The organism is Lentzea aerocolonigenes (genome assembly GCF_000974445.1).
GTDB classification, from domain to species: Bacteria; Actinomycetota; Actinomycetes; order Mycobacteriales; family Pseudonocardiaceae; genus Lentzea; species Lentzea aerocolonigenes.
Genome location: NZ_BBOJ01000002.1, coordinates 187,074 through 203,533, shown reverse-complemented (window position 1 = coordinate 203,533; position 16,460 = coordinate 187,074). Strand labels below are relative to the sequence as shown.

Sequence of the window (16,460 nt, the reverse complement as noted above, 5' to 3'; positions counted from 1 at the left end):
GCCCGGTGGGCGGGCCTCAGGACAACCCCGCTTCCTGCAACAGCTTCACCGTCTCCTGCAGGGACGAGAGCTTGGAGAGGTCGATGTCGGGGGCGTGCAGGTCCGTGATCGGCGGCAGCTGGTGCTTGCCGGGCTTCACCCCGGGGTTGGCCGGGTACTCGGCGGTCACGTCGGCGAAGTGCCGTTGCGCCTGCTCGGACAGCAGGAACCGGACGGCCTTCTGCGCGGCCTCGCTCTGGTTGCTGCCCTGGACGATCCCGACGCCCGCCACGTTGACCAGCGCGAGCGGGTCACCGTTGCCGACGCGGTGCAGCCTGGCCTTGACGTTCGCCTCGCCGCCCTTCTCCGCGACCATGGCGTACCAGTAGTAGTGGTTGATCAGTCCAAAGGGGAGCTGACCGTCGTCGACGGCCTTGAGGATGCTGTTGTTGTTGTCGAACCGCTTGGGCTCGTTGGCGGCGAACTTCTTCAGCCAGTCCTTGGCGAACTCCTCGCCCTTGAGCACCCGGACCGACGTCACGAACGCCTGCCACGACCCGTTGGTCGGCGCGTACCCGATCTTGCCCTTCCACTTCGGGTCGACGACCTCGTCGACCGTCTGGGGCAGCTCGGTCTCCTGCAGCACGCGGGGGTCGTAGGCGATGACGCGAGCACGTGCGCTCGTGGCCACCCACCGCTTGTCGCGCGCCCGGTAGTTCTCCGGCACCATGCCGAGCACGTCCGCGGGCAGCTCCGCCAGCCTGCCCTGCGCGCCGACGGCGCCGAGCGCACCGGCGTCCTGCGAGAAGAACAGGTCGGCCTCGGTTCCCTGGCCTTCTTCCAGCAGCTGCGCGGCCATTTCACCGCTGCCGCCGTACCGCACCTGGACGTCGATTCCGACGGCGGCTTCCAGCTGGTCGAGGAGGGCGCCGACCAATTGTTCGTTGCGGCCCGAATAAATGACCAGGTCGTTCGCGGAACTGCAGGCCGACAACGTCGACGCCAACAGCGCGGCCACCACCATCACGGTGCGTGCACGACGCCTCACCAGCGGTCCTCCTCGACTCACCCCCAGGTCAGAACGGGCGTCGACAAGGTAAAGCTAACCTAAGGTCGCATTCAAGACGTGGATGCCATTACGTGATGCGACGACGGACACATCACCTGTTTGGCCCCATAATGTGAGCATGTTCGTCTTCGACGCGGAATTGTGGCTCTGGGACGCCCGGCGCATGGACACGTGGACTTTCGTGACGCTGCCGGAGGACGTTTCCGAACAGATCAGGGAACTCGCCACGCCCGGCGCCGGCTTCGGTTCCGTGAAGGTCCGCGCAGGGCTCGGCGCCTCGTCGTGGTCGACGTCGGTGTTTCCGGACAAGCAGTCCGGCTGCTACGTGCTGCCGATCAAGGCCGCTGTGCGCAAGAAGAACGACGTGGGGCCGGGAGACGTCGTCGAGGTGACCGTCGACGTGGTCTGAGCACAGTTGTCTAGGCGCTCCAGTCGATGTCGGCGTAGATCGCCGCGTGGTCGCTGGCCGCGTGCACCTCGCTGGTCAGGGTTTCGTAGACGTCCCAACGGTTCTTCGTCCGCGGCCCACGCCACACGCCCCTGCGGAACACACCGCCACCGGTGGCCTTCGCGAACAGGTCCGGGGTGAGCAGGACGTAGTCGATCTTGCCCTTCTCGTTCACGCCGCGGTACGTGCCGAGGCGGTGGTCCCAGTCGAAGTTCTCGTGCTCGCTGATGTCGCGCAGGCCGGTGCGCTGGAAGAGCGGACGCAGCGCCTCGCTGTCGGCGGTGTCGTTGAGGTCGCCGACGACGGCGATGTGCTCGTGGCCCTCGTCGCGCAACCGGTTCACGATGCGGGCGATGCGGACCGCCTGGCGGAACCGGCGGCGGGCGCCGATCGGGTCGCCGGGAGCACCGTAACCCTTGGACTTCAGGTGGTTCACGAGCACGACCAGCTCGGGACCGGCGGGCGTGCGCACGTGGTACTCGGCGCAGTCCCTGGAGAAGATCACGCCGGAGCTGTCCTTGGCGTACACGTGGGTCCGGATGGTGATGACCTCGTGCGCGTCGCGGGTCAGCAGGCCGACGTTGATGCCGCGTTCGTCGTTGCCGTCGATGAGGTGGACCTCCTCGTACGGGGTCCAGCCGACGTTCTTGAGCATGCTGGCGGAGAACATGTGCAGCAGCTCGCGGGACTCGGCCTCGACCACGCCGAGGACGTGGGCGCCGACGTCGCGCATCACCTGGGCGGTGTGCCGCGTGGCGAGCTCGCTGATGGGTTCGGTGGTGAGCTCCACCCAGCCGACCCAGGACTCGCGACCGCTTGCCACGACTGAGGTTTCGCCGGTGCGGTGCCGCGCGAGGAACCTGCCGCGGATGCGGCGCAGGATCGCGTACCTGCTGCGGTCGCTGCGCAGCAACTCGAGCGTTGCCAGGTGTTCGAGCAGTTCTTCCTTGACCTCGGGTGAGTAGTCGTCCGAGGCGATGAGCTCGTTGAAACGCGCGTGGGCGGCCAGAACCGGGGCCGCGTGCTTCGTCGCGCCCCTGGCCATCACCTTGGGGCGCTCGAACATGTTCTCCACGTTGAACGACCCGATTCGCGTGGTGCTCATCGGTTCCAGGGTCGCATGTGGAGGAACGACTCCGCCCTGGTCTGGTCGGGTGATCTTTCGCTGGGCTGATGGTGGAGGGCCCCGCGGCCGGGCTGCCGGTTGGTGTCCGGGGCCCTCCAGGCATCAGGACCCGATCAGCAGCGGCCGCCGTCGAGGATCGACACCTTGTTCGGCATGCCGTAATCGATCTTCTTGTGGCCCTGCGTCCGCGCCGGTGCGACGAAGCACTTGTTGAAGCGCTCGCCGCTCTCCTTCACGAACTCCAGCTCGATCGCCCGAGCCTGGTTGCAGTGGTTGTTGTAGTAGACCGTCGTGCTGACGTTGCCGTCGCCCCAGGAGATGTTGATCTTCTGGCCTTCCGGCGTGCGGCACTTCGCCGACTTGCGGTGCACTTCCTGGACGGACACGTCGCCGGAGGTCTCCGCGCTGGCGACAGCGGGAACGAGCCCGCCGAGTGCGAGCCCCAGACCCGCGACTGCCAGGACGAAATTACGAGACTTCACGAATACCCCTTGACATCTGAAATCCGGGAGATCTCCCACGAGCCGTTCGGCCCGTGACCACGACGTTGCTCCTTCGGTCGGGTGCGAACCTAGGATGAACCTTGAATCCGCAGCTGAGGGGTGGGAAGTGGAGTTCGGGCTGCTCGGTGCCGTCGAGGTGCGAGACCGGGGTGAGGTGGTCGAGATCGGCCACGTCCGGCAACGGTCCGTGCTGGTCGCACTGCTGGTGGAGGAGGGGAGGCCGGTACCGGTCGACCGGCTGCTCGACCGCGTGTGGGGCGACCGGGCGCCGCTGAGAGCGCGCGAGACGCTGTACGGATACGTGTCGAAGCTTCGCAAGGTTCTCGGGGTGGACATCGAACGTTCTCCCGCCGGTTATCGGCTGACCGTGGAGTCGTCTCGGGTCGACTTGTTCCGATTCCGGGCATTGGTGCGGGAAGGCGATTTCGACGCGGCACTCGCGTTGTGGCGCGGGCAGGCGCTGGACGGGCTCGAGTCGCCGTGGTTCGACGCGCTGCGGGAGAGCCTGCACGCCGAACGCGAGGCCGCCGAGTTGGACCGCAACGACGTGGCGCTCGCGGACGGCAGGCACGCCGCGGTGCTGCCCGCGTTGCGGCGGGCGGCCGACGAACGACCGCACGACGAACGCCTTGCCGCGCAACTGGTGCTGGCGCTGCACCTGTCCGGCAACGACGCGGAGGCGTTGCGGCACTACGACTCCGTGCGTCGCCGGCTCGCCGACGAGCTCGGCGTGGATCCGAGCAAGCCGTTGCAGGAGGTCCACCAGCGGGTCCTCGCCGGAGACGCGGAACCGCGCCCGAGCGGGCCACGGCAGCTGCCGGCGCCGCACCCGTGGTTCACCGGCCGTTCGGACGAACTGGCCGCACTGGGGTCGTCGGGCACCGTCGTGATCACCGCGATCGGCGGCACGGGCGGCATCGGCAAGACCGCTCTCGCGTTGCACTGGGCGCACCGGCACGTCGAGGAGTTCCCGGACGGTCAGCTGTACGTGAACCTGCGCGGGTTCGACCCGTCGGCTGAGCCGACGCCGCCGGAGACCGTGCTGCGGGAGTTCCTGGAGGCGTTGGGGGAGAGGACGATCCCCGCCGGGCTGGACGCGCTGGCCGCGCGGTACCGGAGCGTGGTCGCGGGCAAGCGGATGCTGGTGCTGCTCGACAACGCGCGGTCCACCGAGCAGGTCGTGCCGCTGCTGCCGGGCCCGACCGCGACGGTGCTCGTCACGAGCAGGCTCAAGCTGGCGGGACTGGTGGCCGCGCACGGCGCCAGGTCGGTGTCGCTCGACGTGCTGCTGCCTGTCGATGCCCACGAGTTCCTGGCCGCGCGGCTCGGCGTGGAGCGGGTGGCGGCCGAGCCCGGCGTGGTCGCCGACCTGGTGAGCTGGTGCGGTGGGCTGCCGCTGGCGTTGTCGATCGTCGCCGCGCGGGCCGCGATGGAACCGGACTTCCCGCTGGCGGTGTTCGCGGAGGAGCTGCGGGAACAGCCGCTCGACGCGCTGGACGCGGGAGAGATCGGCACGAACCTGCGCGCGGTGTTCTCGTGGTCCGTCGCGGCGCTGTCGGACGAGGCGGCGCGCGCGTTCGGGCTGCTCGGGACCGTCGGCACGGCGGACGTGTCGCTCGCGGCGGTCGCGGCGCTGCTGGACAGGTCCGTGACGCGGACGCGGATGGTGTTGCGGGAGCTGGAGAACGCGCACCTGGTGCAGCAGCACGTGCCCGGCCGGTACCGGATGCACGACCTGGTCGGGTTGTACGCGGCGGACCTCCCGGCTTCCCCCGGCTCCCGGCTGGCGGACTTCTACGCGGCGACCGCGCGGGCCGCGGCGCTCGCGCTGGAGCCGCACAAAGCCCTGCCGGAGCACGAAAGCGGCCACGTCCTGTCGTTCGCGGACCGGGCTGCGGTGATGGCGTGGTTCGACGCCGAGCACGCGTGTCTGATGACCGAGCAGCGGCTTGCGCTGGAGCGAGGTGACTTCGAGGTCGTGTCGATGCTCGGCCGCACGATGAACAGCTACCACCTCCGCCGGGGGCGCACCTCCGACGACGTGGATGCGTGGCTGATGGCGTTGCGCGCGGCAGAAGCCCTGGGAGACGAGACCAGGCAGGCGACCGCGCACATGTGCCTCGGCGCCGACTACGTGGAGCTGGGCCAGTCCTCGTTGGGGCACAGGCACTTCGACCGCAGCCTGGAGCTGTTCGCGCGGACCGGCGACAACGCGGCGCACGGCGCGGCGCACCGGGCGATCGCGTGGGCCGCGGAGTTCGAGGGCGATCTGGAGAAGGCGCTGGAGCACTCGCTGCTGGGCCTGGAGAAGTTCCGCGCGGCCGGTGCCCAGATCCGGGAGGCCGAGTCGCTGAACGAGGTGGGCTGGCGGTACGCGTGCCTGAACCGCTACGCCGAAGCCAGGACGTACTGCGAGGACGCCGTGCTGCTCAACGACAAACTCGGCCACACCGAGGGCTCGGCGGCCACTTTGGACAGTCTCGCGCACATCGCCCACCACGACGGCCGGCACGCTGACGCCGTCGCGCACTACCGCGAGGCGCTGGCGCTTTACCGGGAGCTGGACAACTCGGCGGAGCAGGCCACGGTGCTGGAGCACCTCGGCGACGTGCACGCGGCGGCCGGGGAGGACGACCTGGCGCGCGAGCAGTGGGGGCGGGCTCTGGAGCTGTACCGGGTGCAGGGGCGTGTGTCGGAGGCGGCGGCCCTGGAGGCCAGGATCTAGACCCTGCTCATCTGACGGCCGCTCTCGATCAGCTCGTCGGTGAACGAGTCGAGCGCCTGCGCGAAGTCGCGCTGGTCCGGCTCGTGCCAGTCGTCGAGCTGGTCGAGCAGCCACCGCCGCCACGCCCTGACGAGCTGGGCGAACACGTCCGCGCCCTCGTCGGTGAACCGGTAGCCGTCGCCGCTGAACGTCAGGTGCCCCGACCGCACGAGCGCCTGCGCCGTCGGTTCGAAGATGCCGCCGGGCACCTCCGTCATCTCGGCGATCTCGTCGAGCGTGGCGACCCCGTCGTCCGTCGACGCCCGGTACACCCGCCCGAGCAGCCACGCCTGTTCCAGCGGCAGCGCGACGCCGGACCGCCGGAGCACGGCGAGGTGCGGGTCCTCGCCGGACTTCGCGACGACCGTGGACACCAGCTTGCGCAGTTCGTCGTAGGAGCTGGACGGCGGCGCGGCGAAGCTCTCGCCCACACCGCTGTTGCCGGTGGCGGCGGCGCGTGACGTGTCGCGCAACCGCACCTGCGGCAGGAAGAACGCGACGGCCAGCGCCACCAGGCCGATCGGGGCGGCGATGAGGAACATCGTCTGCACGGTTTCCGCGTACCCGTTCACGATCGGCGCTTTGACGGCCTCGGGCAGCGCGTGGACGGCGGCGGGACTGGCGGTGGCGCGCGGGTCGATCCCCTGGAGGTGTTTCGGCAGCTGGTTCGCGTAGATCGTGCCGAACAGCGCGACGCCGAACGAGCTGCCCATGGTGCGCAGGAAGCTGATGCCGGACGTGGCGACGCCGAGGTCGGTGTAGTTCGTGGTGCTCTGCACGACGATCACCGGCACCTGCATGACCAGGCCGATGCCCGCGCCCAGCACGACCATGAACGTGCCCACGACCCAGTAGCTCGTGGTCGCGTCCAAAAAGGACAGCAGCAGGAGGCCGAGTGCGAGCCCCGCGGACCCGGCCAGCGGGAAGATCCGGTACCTGCCGGTGCGGCTGATCACGTTGCCGGTGAGCAATGCCGTGGTCATGAGTCCGGCGATCAGCGGCAGCATCCACAGCCCGGAGGCCGTCGCCGACTCGCCGCGCACGTACTGGAGGTAGATCGGCAGGTAGGTGATGCCGCCGAGCATCGCGAACCCGACGACGAAGCTCAGCACACCCGACACCGTGAAGACCCGGCTCGAGAACAACCGCATCGGCAGCATCGGCTCGGCCGCGCGCTGCTCGACGAACACGAACGCGACGAGCAGCACGACCGACCCGGCGGCCATGCCCAGGATCGTCGGCGACGTCCACGGGTACTCGGTGCCGCCCCAGCTCGTGACCAGCGTCAGCCCGGTGGCCGCGAGCGCGATGAGCGCGATGCCGGCGTAGTCGATCTTCGGGTGGGCGTCGGTCCTGATCGTGGGCAGGGCCGCCAGCGCCACTGCGATCACGGCGACGCCGAGCGGGATGTTCACGTAGAACGCCCACCGCCAGCTCAGGTGGTCCACGAACAGTCCGCCGAGCAACGGCCCGGCCACCGTGGCGATGCCGAACACCGCACCCGCGAACCCCTGGAACTTGCCGCGTTCCCGCAGCGGCACGACGTCCGCGATGATCGCCGTCGAGGTGACCATGAGCCCACCCGCGCCGAGCCCCTGCACAGCGCGGAACGCGATGAGCGTGCCCATCGACTCCGACCAGCCCGCGAAGAACGAGCCGGCCAGGAACAGGACGACGCTGACCACGAACGTCTTCTTGCGCCCGTAGAGGTCACCGAACTTGCCGATCAGGACCGTCATGACGGTCTCGGCGAGCAGGTAGGACGTGACGACCCACGACAGGTGCGCGCCGCCGCCGAGGTCGGCGACCATCGTCGGCAGAGCGGTGGACACGATGGTCTGGTCGAGGGCGGCCAGGAGCATGGCCAGCAGGACGGCCGCGACGACGAGGTTGCGCCGGCGGGTGTCGATCATCTCGGGCACTCGGGGATGATCGCGCAGGTTGTGCGACCTCGCAGGGCGCGCAACCCCGCCTCACCCCATAGGCTCGGGGCGTGATCACGCGAAGGAGGCCGTCTTGATCTTCATCACCGCGAAGTTCCGCGTCCTGCCCGAGTACGCCGACACCTGGCCCGAGCTCTCCCGCGCCTTCACCGAGGCCACCCGCGGCGAGCCCGGCTGCCTGTGGTTCGACTGGTCGCGCAGCCTCGACGACGAGACCGAGTACGTGCTCGTCGAGGCGTTCCGGGACGGGGACGCCGGGGCCGCGCACGTGCAGTCCGCGCACTTCAAGGTCGCGCAGGCCGAGCTGCCGCCGTACCTGCAGGAGACGCCGCGGATCGTCAACGCCGTGCTGGAGCAGGACGACTGGTCGTTGCTGGGCGAAATGGCGGTTGGGCCACGCGGGTGAGCCTTGGTCAGATCGTTTGGCGCAGGACAGGGCCTCCGTGAGGATGGCGCGATGGACGCGTTCGTGGAGTTGTCCGCCGAGCTGACCGGGTTCTCGGCGGAGGAGCTGAGGTCGACCGGACTGGTCGAGCAGTACCGCGCGCTGGCGCAGGGCGCGCCGGAAGCCGACATCATCGAGCTCTGGTACACCGGGGTGTGGCACGGGGTCGTGCCGAGTGCCCGCGCCTACGCCGAAGGGCTGGCGTGGAAGGCCGTCGGGGTGGCCGCGCCTGGCACCCGCGCGCCCGGTTTCGGCAGCTGGGAGCGCAGACCCAGAAGAAGCACCTCGTGAGGGCCGTGGTCGTCGGCGCGGGGTTCGCCGGCTCGCTGATCGCCAAGGTGCTGGGGGACAACGGGTTTCGCGTGCTCGTGCTGGAGGCGGGAGCGCACAACGACCACGACGAGGCGGTGCGCAGGTTCCGGACCGCGCTCGTCAAGACACCGCTCGCGCCGTACCGGACGACCGCCGCGGCGCCGTCGAGCGACTACCTGATCAACACCGGGCCGTTCGACTACAGCAGCCCCTACCTGCGGATGAACGGTGGCACCGGCACCGCGTGGACCGGCATCACACCGCGCATGCATCCCGAGGACTTCCGCACCGCCGACCTCGGGCGCGGCCGCAACTGGCCGCTCTCCTACGACGAGCTGGAGCCCTACTACCGCGCCGCGGAGTGGGAGATCGGCGTCGCGGCCGACGCCGACGAGCAGCGCCAGCACCTTCCCGTGGCGGACGGCTACCGCTATCCCATGCACGCCCTGCCCCGCACGTACCTCGACGAGGCGATCGCGTCCGTCGTGGACGGTCAGAGCATCGACGGGAACGAGCTTCTCGTCGTCGGAACTCCTCAGGCGCGCAACGGGATTCCGGTGAACGGCTACCGGCCGCACGGGCAGCTGTGCGCGGGCTACGCGAGCTGCGTGCCGATCTGCCCGGAGAACGCCAAGTACACGCCGCACCGCACGCAGAAGCAGTGGTCCGCCGCCGTCGAGCTGCGCACCCGCTGCGTCGTGAACCGGGTGCACGCCGACGAGTTCGGGCGCATCACCAAAGTGACCTACCAGCGCTACGAGGACGACACGAGCGGCAGGCACACGCGGCACGAGGAAGAGGCGGACCTCGTCGTCCTCGCCGCGCACGCCATCGAGAACGCCAAACTGCTGCTGATGTCCGGGCTCGCGAACAGCAGCGACCAGGTGGGCCGCAACCTGATGGACCACCCGGCGCTGCTGACGTGGGCGTTGATGCCGCAGCAGATCGGCCCGTTCCGCGGCCCCGGCTCGACGACGGGCATCGAGGTGTTCCGCTCCGGTCCGCAGCGCTGCACGCGGGCGCCGTTCCGGATCGAGATCGGCAACTGGGGCTGGGGCTGGTCGGCGGGCAGTCCCGGCTCGGACACGGCCGAGTTCGTCGCGGCGGGCCTGCGCGGCAAGGCGCTGCGGCAGGCCGTCGCGGACCGGGTCGGCCGGCAGTTCGCGCTGCAGTTCGAGATCGAGCAGGAGGCCGATCCGGCGAACCGGGTCACGCTCGGCACGGACCTCGACGCCCTGGGCAACCCGCGGCCGAGCGTCCACTACGGACTGTCGGACTACGTGAAGGACGGTCTGCTGGCCGCGAAACGGGCGTCGGACCGCATCTTCGAGCTGCTCGGCGCCGAGGACCACACGTCGTACAAGCCGGACGACGAACGGTACTTCGAGCACGACGGCGAGCCGCTCCGGTACTGGGGCGCGGGCCACGGCGGTGGCACGCACGTGATGGGGGACTCGCCACGCGACTCGGTGGTGGACAGGTGGCAGCGGTGCTGGGACCACCCCAACCTGTACGCGGTGGGCTGCGGGAGCATGCCGTCGCTCGGCACGTCGAACCCGTCGCTGACGATGGCGGCGCTCGCCCTGCGGACGGCCGGCCACCTCGTGTCGCGCCGTCCGGAAGAAGTTGTCTGCACAATGTCGAAAGCTCCGTGACGTCGTTCGACGCAGGGGTGGCAGCTGTTCGACGCTGCCAGTCGACACCGAGGAGAGAACATGCGGTTCATGCTCATGCACCGGGTCCCCGAAGACGACCCGGCCTCGTGGGAGCCGAACGCCGAGCTCATCGACCGGATGAACGCGTTCGTCGAGAAGCTGACCGCGGACGGCGTCATGCTCGGCGCCGAGGGCGTGCAGAAGGCCGGCGCCGTGGTGCGCAGGCGTGGTGCGGCGATCAGTGCGATCGACGGACCGTTCGCCGAGGCCAAGGAGGTCGTCGGCGGGTTCCTGCTGATCAACGCGAAGGACCTGGCCGAGGCCACGGCCGTCGCGCAGGAGTACATCACCTGCTTCGCCGGCGTCGAGGAGATGTCGGTCGAGGTCCGCAAGGTCGCGGAGTTCGAGGACCTGGAGCCCTACCTGAACAAGTAACTCAGTTCGCCGTCCACCGTGCACAACCCTCCAGGTCCAGGGTCGTGCACGGTGTTCGTCAGCCTGTGCACGGGCCGGTGGACGACTGCCGACGTCGGTGAGACGATCTTCTCGCCGGACGGTGAGAGCACGAGGTCACCCCGCAAGGCGCACCTCCCGCAGGTAGCGGTTCTGGACACTCCGATCGGCCCGTGCCGTTGACGGCCACGGGCGGATTGGTCGTGTTCATTCGTCCTCCCCAGCCTCTATGTTCGTCCAGAAGGACGTTTCCGGGGGAGGGGAACAATGCGGAAAGTCGTCGCAGCTGTCCTGGTCGTGCTCGCCGTCGCCGCCTGCGGCACACCGCCACCGCGGGACAACACGGGCTTCAGCAAGATCAACTATCTCACGTCGTTCAGCACCTTCGGCCGCGACGCGTACGTGTACATCGCGTTGGAGAAGGGCTTCTTCGACGCCGAGGCCATCGAGGTCACGATCACGCCGGGCACCGGCAGCGTCGACGTGCTCAAGCTGGTCGCGGGCAACCGCGCCGACTTCGGCATCGCCGACTTCACCGCCACCGCGATCACCGTCGCCAAGGAGAAGCTGCCGGTCACCGCCGTCGCGGCGATCCACCAGCGGTCGCTCGCCGCGATCGTCTCCCTGGAGGGCAACGGGATCTCCAAGCCTGCCGACCTGGTGGGCAAGAAGATCGGTGACCAGCCCGGTTCCACGAACCAGGTGATGTTCCCGGTCTACGCCAAGGCCGCCGGCATCGACCCGGCGCAGGTCCAGTTCGTGCCGTCACCTCCGCCGTCGCTCCCGCAGCTGCTCGCGGCCGGGCAGGTGGACGGGATCGGGCAGTTCGTCGTCGGCACACCGTTGATCGAGGCCGCGGCCAAGGGGCGGAAGGCGGTGGTCCTGCCGTACGGCGATCTGGTTCCCGACCTGTACGGCAACGTGCTGGTGACGTCGAAGCAGATGGCGCAGAACGATCCCGGTCTGGTGCAGCGGTTCACGGCCGTGCTGCTGCGCGCCCTCGACTACGCGGTCGAGCACCCGGAGGAGACCGGTCAGATCCTCAAGAAGTACCAGCCGACCCAAGATGCCGCCGTCGCGCGCGCCGAGCTGGACCTGATGAAGTGGTACGTCAAGCCGGTCGGTTTCCGGGGCCCTGTCGGCGAGCTGACCGAGCCGCGGGTCGAGACGGTCCTCCGCACGCTCGTCGGGGCCGGTGCGATCCCGGACGGGTCGGTGCGTCCCGGCGACGTCGCCTCCTTCGACCTGGCGCCGAAGTGATCTCGCTCCAGCGGGTCGCGCGGACCTTCGGGCCGGTGCACGCGCTGGCCGGGATCGACCTGGAGGTGGGTGAGCACGAGTTCGTCGCGGTGATCGGCCGGTCCGGCTGCGGCAAGTCGACGTTGCTGCGGCTGATCGCAGGGCTGCTCGCACCCACCTCCGGGCGGATTCTCGTGGCGGGGCAGGAGGTCACGAGGCCGCGCCGTGACGTCTCGCTCATGTTCCAGCGCCCGGCGTTGCTGCCGTGGCGGTCGGTGCTTGCCAACGTCCTGCTGCCGGCCGAGGTCCTGGGCCTGGGTGATCACCGGGTGAGGGCGCACGAGCTGCTGGACCTCGTCGGACTCGCCGGGTTCGAGAAACGGTTGCCGCACGAGCTGTCCGGCGGCATGCAGCAACGGGTGTCGCTGTGCCGGTCGCTGATCCAGAGCCCGCGCGTGATGCTGATGGACGAGCCGTTCTCCGCCCTGGACGCGATCACCCGCACGGAGCTTTCCGAGGAACTGCAACGGATTCAGCTGGAGCACCCGCGCGCGGTCGTGTTCGTGACGCACTCCATCGACGAGGCCGTGCTGCTCGCCGACCGGATCGTCGTGCTCAGCCCGCGCCCCGGCCGGATCCACGAGATCGTCGACGTCACCCTGCCGCGGCCGCGTGCGCTCGGGCAGGTGGAGCTGGACGAGGTGAGCCGGTCGTTGCGCGGCTTGCTGGGCGAGGTGACGGCGTGAGGATCGCGTTGCCGGTGCTGGGAATGCTGGTGATCGTCGGTCTGTGGTGGCTCGCGACGATCGTGTTCGGGATCGAGCCGTTCCTGGTGCCGTCACCGGCCGACGTCGTCGCGTCGTTCCTGGAGCTGCCCGGATATCTGCTCGAACAGACGCTGATCACGTTGTGGGAGGCCGTGTCGGGCTTCGGCCTGTCCGTCGCGATCGGGGTGCCGCTGGCGTTGCTGATCGTCGGGTCTCAGGTGCTGGAGCGGATGTTCTACCCGTTGCTGGTGGCACTGAACGCCGTGCCGAAGGTCGCCATCGCACCGATCGTGGTGGTGTGGTTCGGGTTCGGCATCTCTTCGAAGGTGCTCATGGTGGTGCTGGTGTGCATCTTCCCGATCGTCGTCTCCACCGCGTCGGGCATGAAGTCGACGCCCCGGGACCTCGTCGAGCTGTTCCGCTCGCTGGACGCCTCGCGCACGCACGAGTTCTTCAAGCTGCGACTGTGGCACGCGCTGCCGCAGATCTTCGTCGGGCTCAAGTTGGCGGTCACGCTCGCGGTCATCGGTGCGGTGATCGGTGAGTTCGTCGGTGCCCGCGCGGGCCTCGGGTACGTGATCTCCACGTCCGGGGCCAGCGCGGACACCTCACTGGCGTTCGCGGCAATGGCTTTGCTCGCGATCATCAGCGTCGCGCTCTTCTACGGCTTGACGTTCGCTGAACGGAAGTTGTTGCCGTGGGCCGAGGAGCACCGCGACTTCTAGACGGATCAACGCCGCGTTTTCACTCGATCGTGAGGCTCTGAGCCCCCTTTGCGGTTTTTGATCACGAATAAAATTGTGGGCATGGAAGCGGTCGAGGTCCTCGATGCTCTCGATTATCACCACAAACAGATCGCCTATCACCAGGCGCAGTCGTTGCGTGTGCTCGCGGAGTACGCGATCGCCTGTGAGGGCGAGGAGTTCTTCGACGCCGAGATCGCGGCGGCGATGCGGTGGACGTCGCGCTGGACCACCGACCAGATCGCGCTGGCGCTGGACCTGGCGTCCAGGCTGCCGCTGACGCTCGATGCCCTGGAGAAGGGGGAGATCGACCTCTACAAGGCCCGCGTGCTGCACGACCAGACCATGCCGCTGTCGGCCGACCTGGCCGCCGAGGTGGAGGCCCGCCTGCTGGCCAAGGCCGCGGGCCAGACCGGCGCCCAGATGCGGCAGCTGACCCGTCGCGTGGTGATGAAGGTCGACCCCGCGGGGCATGAGGAACGGGCGCGGGAGCGCCGCAAGCAGCGCTGCACCGGTCTGGACTCGGTCGAGGACGACATGGCGCGGATCTGGGCGTTCCTGCCCGCACATCTGGCGGCGGCGTGCTCGGCGCGGGTCGACGCGATCGCGCGTCAGGCCCACACGCCGTCCGATCCGCGCACGCTGGACCAGGTCCGCGCGGACGTGTTCGCCGATCTGCTGCTCGCCACTCCCGACAAGACCAGCGCGGTCAAGGTCGAGCTGTACGTGACCATCTCAGCCGCGACCCTGCTGGGCCTCTCGTCGCAGCCGGGCGAGTTGGCCGGCTACGGCCCGATCACCGCCGAGCTGGCCCGCGACCTGGCCGGGGACGCGACGTGGCGACGGCTGCTGACCGACCCGGTCACCGGTGAGGCCCTGGAGTTCGGCACCAGCACCTACCGCCCGCCCGCAGCGTTGCGCCGCTTCGTGTGGACGCGGGACCGGACCTGCCGCTTCCCCGGTTGCATGCGCCCGTCACACGAGTCGGATCTGGATCACACGGTCCCGTTCCCACGCGGCACGACCTCCTCAGCCAACCTGGGGGCGTTCTGCCGCAGACACCACCGCGTGAAACACCGCACGGCCTGGCAGGTGAGCCAACCGAAACCGGGCAGGTTCTGTTTCCGCAGCCCGGCAGGAAAAGCCTACGAACGCCACCCCGAACCAGTACTGGGCGACCCACCACCATTCTAGAAATTCACAACCCGCACCTAAGAACCACCACGAACCGGCGGCCACCGCGGGGCACTGGACCACGCCCCGCAACTCGCGCCTAAGAACCACCACGCAACCGGCAGCCATCGCACGGCACTGGACCAGGCTCCGCAACTCGCGCCTAAGAACCACCACGCAACCGGAGGTCACCGCGGGGCACTCGACCAGGCCCCGCAACCCGCGCCCAAGGACCACCACCGCAACCGGCGGCCACCACACGGCACTGGACCACGCCCCGCAACCACCCCCGCAGGGCGACCACAGAAATTCGGTCCGGCACACGCCCGACGAAGGAGGGCATGTGCCGGGTCGGCGAAGCCGTGCCGTCACCCCGACGAGAGCCTGGTCCTGCAATTCGTTGATCAGGTGCAAGTCGGGTCGAGCTGACGGATCGAGCGTGCGCGGCTGCAGGCGGCGCAATGACAAGCAGGTGATCAACGCGACGTCTGCGGAAGCTGCGAACCGCTGAAGGCCCACCGAGCGGTAGACAACTGTGGCCTGCGGGAGCGGGAGCTGCTCACCGCCGCGCAGGCTTCGCCCCCGACCCGGATGTAGTGGTCGCGGACAAGCCCTACCCGCATCCGTCGACCCGCGAGGCGCCACAGGCCCGCCGCATCGTGTCAAACCTGAGCGTGATGCCAGGATCGCCCGCCGCGTGGACAAGAGGCTCACACGGCGGGCTCCGTTGACTTGCAGGACAGGCGTTAGTTGGCCGCCCCGCCCGCGGCGAGCCGCATCAGGTCGGAGTCGAGGTCGATCGACAGCTCGGTCCCGCCCGCGCTGCCGAACTCGTGCTGGTAGCGCCCCCACGACTCGTCGCGCACCGTCTTCTCGAACCCTGCGGCCATGAGCGCCACGAGTTCGAGGGCCGCGCGGTCGATGCGCTTGTTCAGCCCCGTGTCCGTCCAGTCCTCGGTCGCCGCGAACAGTGACGTCGGCACCACGACGGTGCGCAGGTAGGCGAACAGGCCGCGCATCTGGTCGTCGACCACGAGCGCGTGCCGTGCGGTTCCGGCGGTGGCGGCCAGCACGACCGGCTTCGCGATCAGGAGGTCGTTGTCGAGGATCTGGAAGAACGACGTGAACAGTCCGCTCGCGCCCGCCTTGTAGACCGGCGTGCTCGCGACGATGCCGTCGGCGTGCTGCAGGGCGGTGATCGCCTTCTGCAGACGGGCGCCGATGTGGTTGGACACCAGGGCGTTCGCGATCTCGCCAGCCAGTTCGCGCAGCTCGATCGTCTGGACGTCGACGGTGAGCTTCTTCTGGGTGCCGAGCGTGGCGACGCGCTGGGCGACGCGGTCGGCGAGCAGGCGCGTGGACGACGGGTCGCTCGTGCCGGCCGACACCACCACGAGCTGGAACTGTGTGGTCATTTCTCCTCGTTTCCGGCCAGTTTGCCGGTGATCACGGCTAGCTGTGCGATTTCCTCTGGCGTCAGCACGCTCAGGGCGCGCGTGACGCTGCGGGCGTGCGGGCGGCCGATGGCTCGCTGGGTCTCGCGGCCCGCCGGGGTGAGCGACAGGCGCACACCCCGGCGGTCGCCCTGATCCGGGCACCGTTCGACCAGGCCGCGTTCGACCAGGCGGTCGACCATGCGGGACAGAGCGGGCTGGCTCAGCAGCACGTGGCGGTTCAGTTCGCTCAGCCTGAGCGGACTGTCGCACTTGGACAGCTGGTACAGCACGTCGTACTCCCGCATGGTGAGCTCGCCCCAGACGTCCTCCGCGTTGAACTGCTTCATCAACACGGCGTAGGCCTTCATGAGCGACTCCCACGCCTCGTTCGCGCGGGTCATGGTC

Annotated in this window: 16 protein-coding genes; 10 read left to right on the top strand and 6 right to left on the bottom strand. The window is 69.2% G+C overall.

What is annotated here, in order from left to right:
- Positions 1-16: 16 nt before the first annotated feature.
- Positions 17-1,027 (bottom strand): iron ABC transporter substrate-binding protein, encoded by a 1,011-nt coding sequence (locus tag AOM45_RS04780; protein WP_236703132.1) that lies wholly within the window; start codon positions 1,025-1,027, stop codon positions 17-19.
- 139 nt (positions 1,028-1,166) lie between these two features.
- On the opposite strand from AOM45_RS04780, the gene AOM45_RS04775 reads away from it, so the two are divergent.
- Positions 1,167-1,457: a DUF1905 domain-containing protein gene (locus AOM45_RS04775; protein WP_030470112.1), complete on the top strand. Its 291-nt coding sequence runs from the start codon at positions 1,167-1,169 to the stop codon at positions 1,455-1,457.
- Between the two features lie 10 nt (positions 1,458-1,467).
- Here the strand turns inward: AOM45_RS04775 and AOM45_RS04770 are convergent, their stop codons facing one another.
- Together AOM45_RS04770 and AOM45_RS04765 are read right to left on the bottom strand one after the other, a co-directional pair.
- Positions 1,468-2,601: an endonuclease/exonuclease/phosphatase family protein gene (locus AOM45_RS04770; protein ID WP_030470111.1), complete on the bottom strand. Its 1,134-nt coding sequence runs from the start codon at positions 2,599-2,601 to the stop codon at positions 1,468-1,470.
- A 134-nt stretch (positions 2,602-2,735) separates the two neighbouring features.
- Positions 2,736-3,104: a hypothetical protein gene (locus tag AOM45_RS04765; RefSeq protein WP_156094095.1), complete on the bottom strand. Its 369-nt coding sequence runs from the start codon at positions 3,102-3,104 to the stop codon at positions 2,736-2,738.
- A gap of 127 nt (positions 3,105-3,231) precedes the next feature.
- On the opposite strand from AOM45_RS04765, the gene AOM45_RS04760 reads away from it, so the two are divergent.
- Entirely contained in the window at positions 3,232-5,850 is a 2,619-nt protein-coding gene (locus AOM45_RS04760; protein ID WP_201779888.1) for an AfsR/SARP family transcriptional regulator, read from the top strand.
- Here AOM45_RS04760 and AOM45_RS04755 read toward each other — a convergent pair.
- A complete protein-coding gene (locus AOM45_RS04755) occupies positions 5,847-7,802 on the bottom strand; it encodes an MDR family MFS transporter (protein ID WP_051784131.1) in 1,956 nt (651 codons plus the stop codon). The genes AOM45_RS04760 and AOM45_RS04755 overlap by 4 nt on opposite strands.
- Positions 7,803-7,905: 103 nt before the next feature.
- Between AOM45_RS04755 and AOM45_RS04750 the strand changes: the two genes are divergently transcribed.
- The 8 genes from AOM45_RS04750 to AOM45_RS04715 all read left to right on the top strand — a co-directional run bounded on the left by AOM45_RS04750 (position 7,906) and on the right by AOM45_RS04715 (position 14,640).
- The gene (locus AOM45_RS04750; protein ID WP_030470107.1) at positions 7,906-8,238 is read left to right on the top strand and encodes a putative quinol monooxygenase; all 333 of its coding nucleotides are present in this window, start codon (positions 7,906-7,908) and stop codon (positions 8,236-8,238) included.
- A gap of 51 nt (positions 8,239-8,289) precedes the next feature.
- Positions 8,290-8,568, top strand: a complete 279-nt coding sequence (locus AOM45_RS04745; RefSeq protein WP_030470106.1) for a hypothetical protein — start codon at positions 8,290-8,292, stop codon at positions 8,566-8,568.
- A complete protein-coding gene (locus AOM45_RS04740) occupies positions 8,565-10,244 on the top strand; it encodes a GMC family oxidoreductase (RefSeq protein WP_051784106.1) in 1,680 nt (559 codons plus the stop codon). The genes AOM45_RS04745 and AOM45_RS04740 overlap by 4 nt, the downstream gene beginning before the upstream one ends.
- A 60-nt stretch (positions 10,245-10,304) precedes the next feature.
- Positions 10,305-10,679: a YciI family protein gene (locus tag AOM45_RS04735; RefSeq protein ID WP_030470104.1), complete on the top strand. Its 375-nt coding sequence runs from the start codon at positions 10,305-10,307 to the stop codon at positions 10,677-10,679.
- Between the two features lie 285 nt (positions 10,680-10,964).
- Complete coding sequence (locus AOM45_RS04730) at positions 10,965-11,957, top strand: ABC transporter substrate-binding protein (protein WP_030470103.1); 993 nt, start codon at positions 10,965-10,967, stop codon at positions 11,955-11,957.
- Positions 11,954-12,682, top strand: a complete 729-nt coding sequence (locus tag AOM45_RS04725; protein ID WP_030470102.1) for an ABC transporter ATP-binding protein — start codon at positions 11,954-11,956, stop codon at positions 12,680-12,682. The genes AOM45_RS04730 and AOM45_RS04725 overlap by 4 nt, the downstream gene beginning before the upstream one ends.
- Positions 12,679-13,428 (top strand): ABC transporter permease, encoded by a 750-nt coding sequence (locus AOM45_RS04720; protein ID WP_035911793.1) that lies wholly within the window; start codon positions 12,679-12,681, stop codon positions 13,426-13,428. The genes AOM45_RS04725 and AOM45_RS04720 overlap by 4 nt, the downstream gene beginning before the upstream one ends.
- Before the next feature lie 81 nt (positions 13,429-13,509).
- A complete protein-coding gene (locus AOM45_RS04715; RefSeq protein WP_063778349.1) occupies positions 13,510-14,640 on the top strand; it encodes an HNH endonuclease signature motif containing protein in 1,131 nt (376 codons plus the stop codon).
- Between the two features lie 725 nt (positions 14,641-15,365).
- On the opposite strand, the gene AOM45_RS04710 is transcribed toward AOM45_RS04715, so the two are convergent.
- Together AOM45_RS04710 and AOM45_RS04705 are read right to left on the bottom strand one after the other, a co-directional pair.
- Positions 15,366-16,034, bottom strand: coding sequence for a CE1759 family FMN reductase (locus AOM45_RS04710; protein ID WP_030472439.1), 669 nt, complete (start codon positions 16,032-16,034; stop codon positions 15,366-15,368).
- Positions 16,031-16,456 (bottom strand): MarR family winged helix-turn-helix transcriptional regulator, encoded by a 426-nt coding sequence (locus tag AOM45_RS04705; protein ID WP_030472438.1) that lies wholly within the window; start codon positions 16,454-16,456, stop codon positions 16,031-16,033. Before AOM45_RS04705 ends, AOM45_RS04710 begins: the two co-directional genes overlap by 4 nt.
- Between the last annotated feature and the right edge of the window lie 4 nt (positions 16,457-16,460).

Excerpts from the sequence above, each read along its gene's own strand:
- AOM45_RS04775 (WP_030470112.1), top strand. The coding sequence starts at position 1,167 with ATGTTCGTCTTCGACGCGGAATTGTGGCTCTGGGACGCCCGGCGCATG.
- AOM45_RS04770 (WP_030470111.1), bottom strand. The coding sequence starts at position 2,601 with ATGAGCACCACGCGAATCGGGTCGTTCAACGTGGAGAACATGTTCGAG.
- AOM45_RS04755 (WP_051784131.1), bottom strand. The coding sequence starts at position 7,802 with ATGATCGACACCCGCCGGCGCAACCTCGTCGTCGCGGCCGTCCTGCTG.
- AOM45_RS04745 (WP_030470106.1), top strand. The coding sequence starts at position 8,290 with ATGGACGCGTTCGTGGAGTTGTCCGCCGAGCTGACCGGGTTCTCGGCG.
- AOM45_RS04735 (WP_030470104.1), top strand. The coding sequence starts at position 10,305 with ATGCGGTTCATGCTCATGCACCGGGTCCCCGAAGACGACCCGGCCTCG.
- AOM45_RS04730 (WP_030470103.1), top strand. The coding sequence starts at position 10,965 with ATGCGGAAAGTCGTCGCAGCTGTCCTGGTCGTGCTCGCCGTCGCCGCC.
- AOM45_RS04715 (WP_063778349.1), top strand. The coding sequence starts at position 13,510 with ATGGAAGCGGTCGAGGTCCTCGATGCTCTCGATTATCACCACAAACAG.
- AOM45_RS04710 (WP_030472439.1), bottom strand. The coding sequence starts at position 16,034 with ATGACCACACAGTTCCAGCTCGTGGTGGTGTCGGCCGGCACGAGCGAC.
- AOM45_RS04705 (WP_030472438.1), bottom strand. The coding sequence starts at position 16,456 with ATGACCCGCGCGAACGAGGCGTGGGAGTCGCTCATGAAGGCCTACGCC.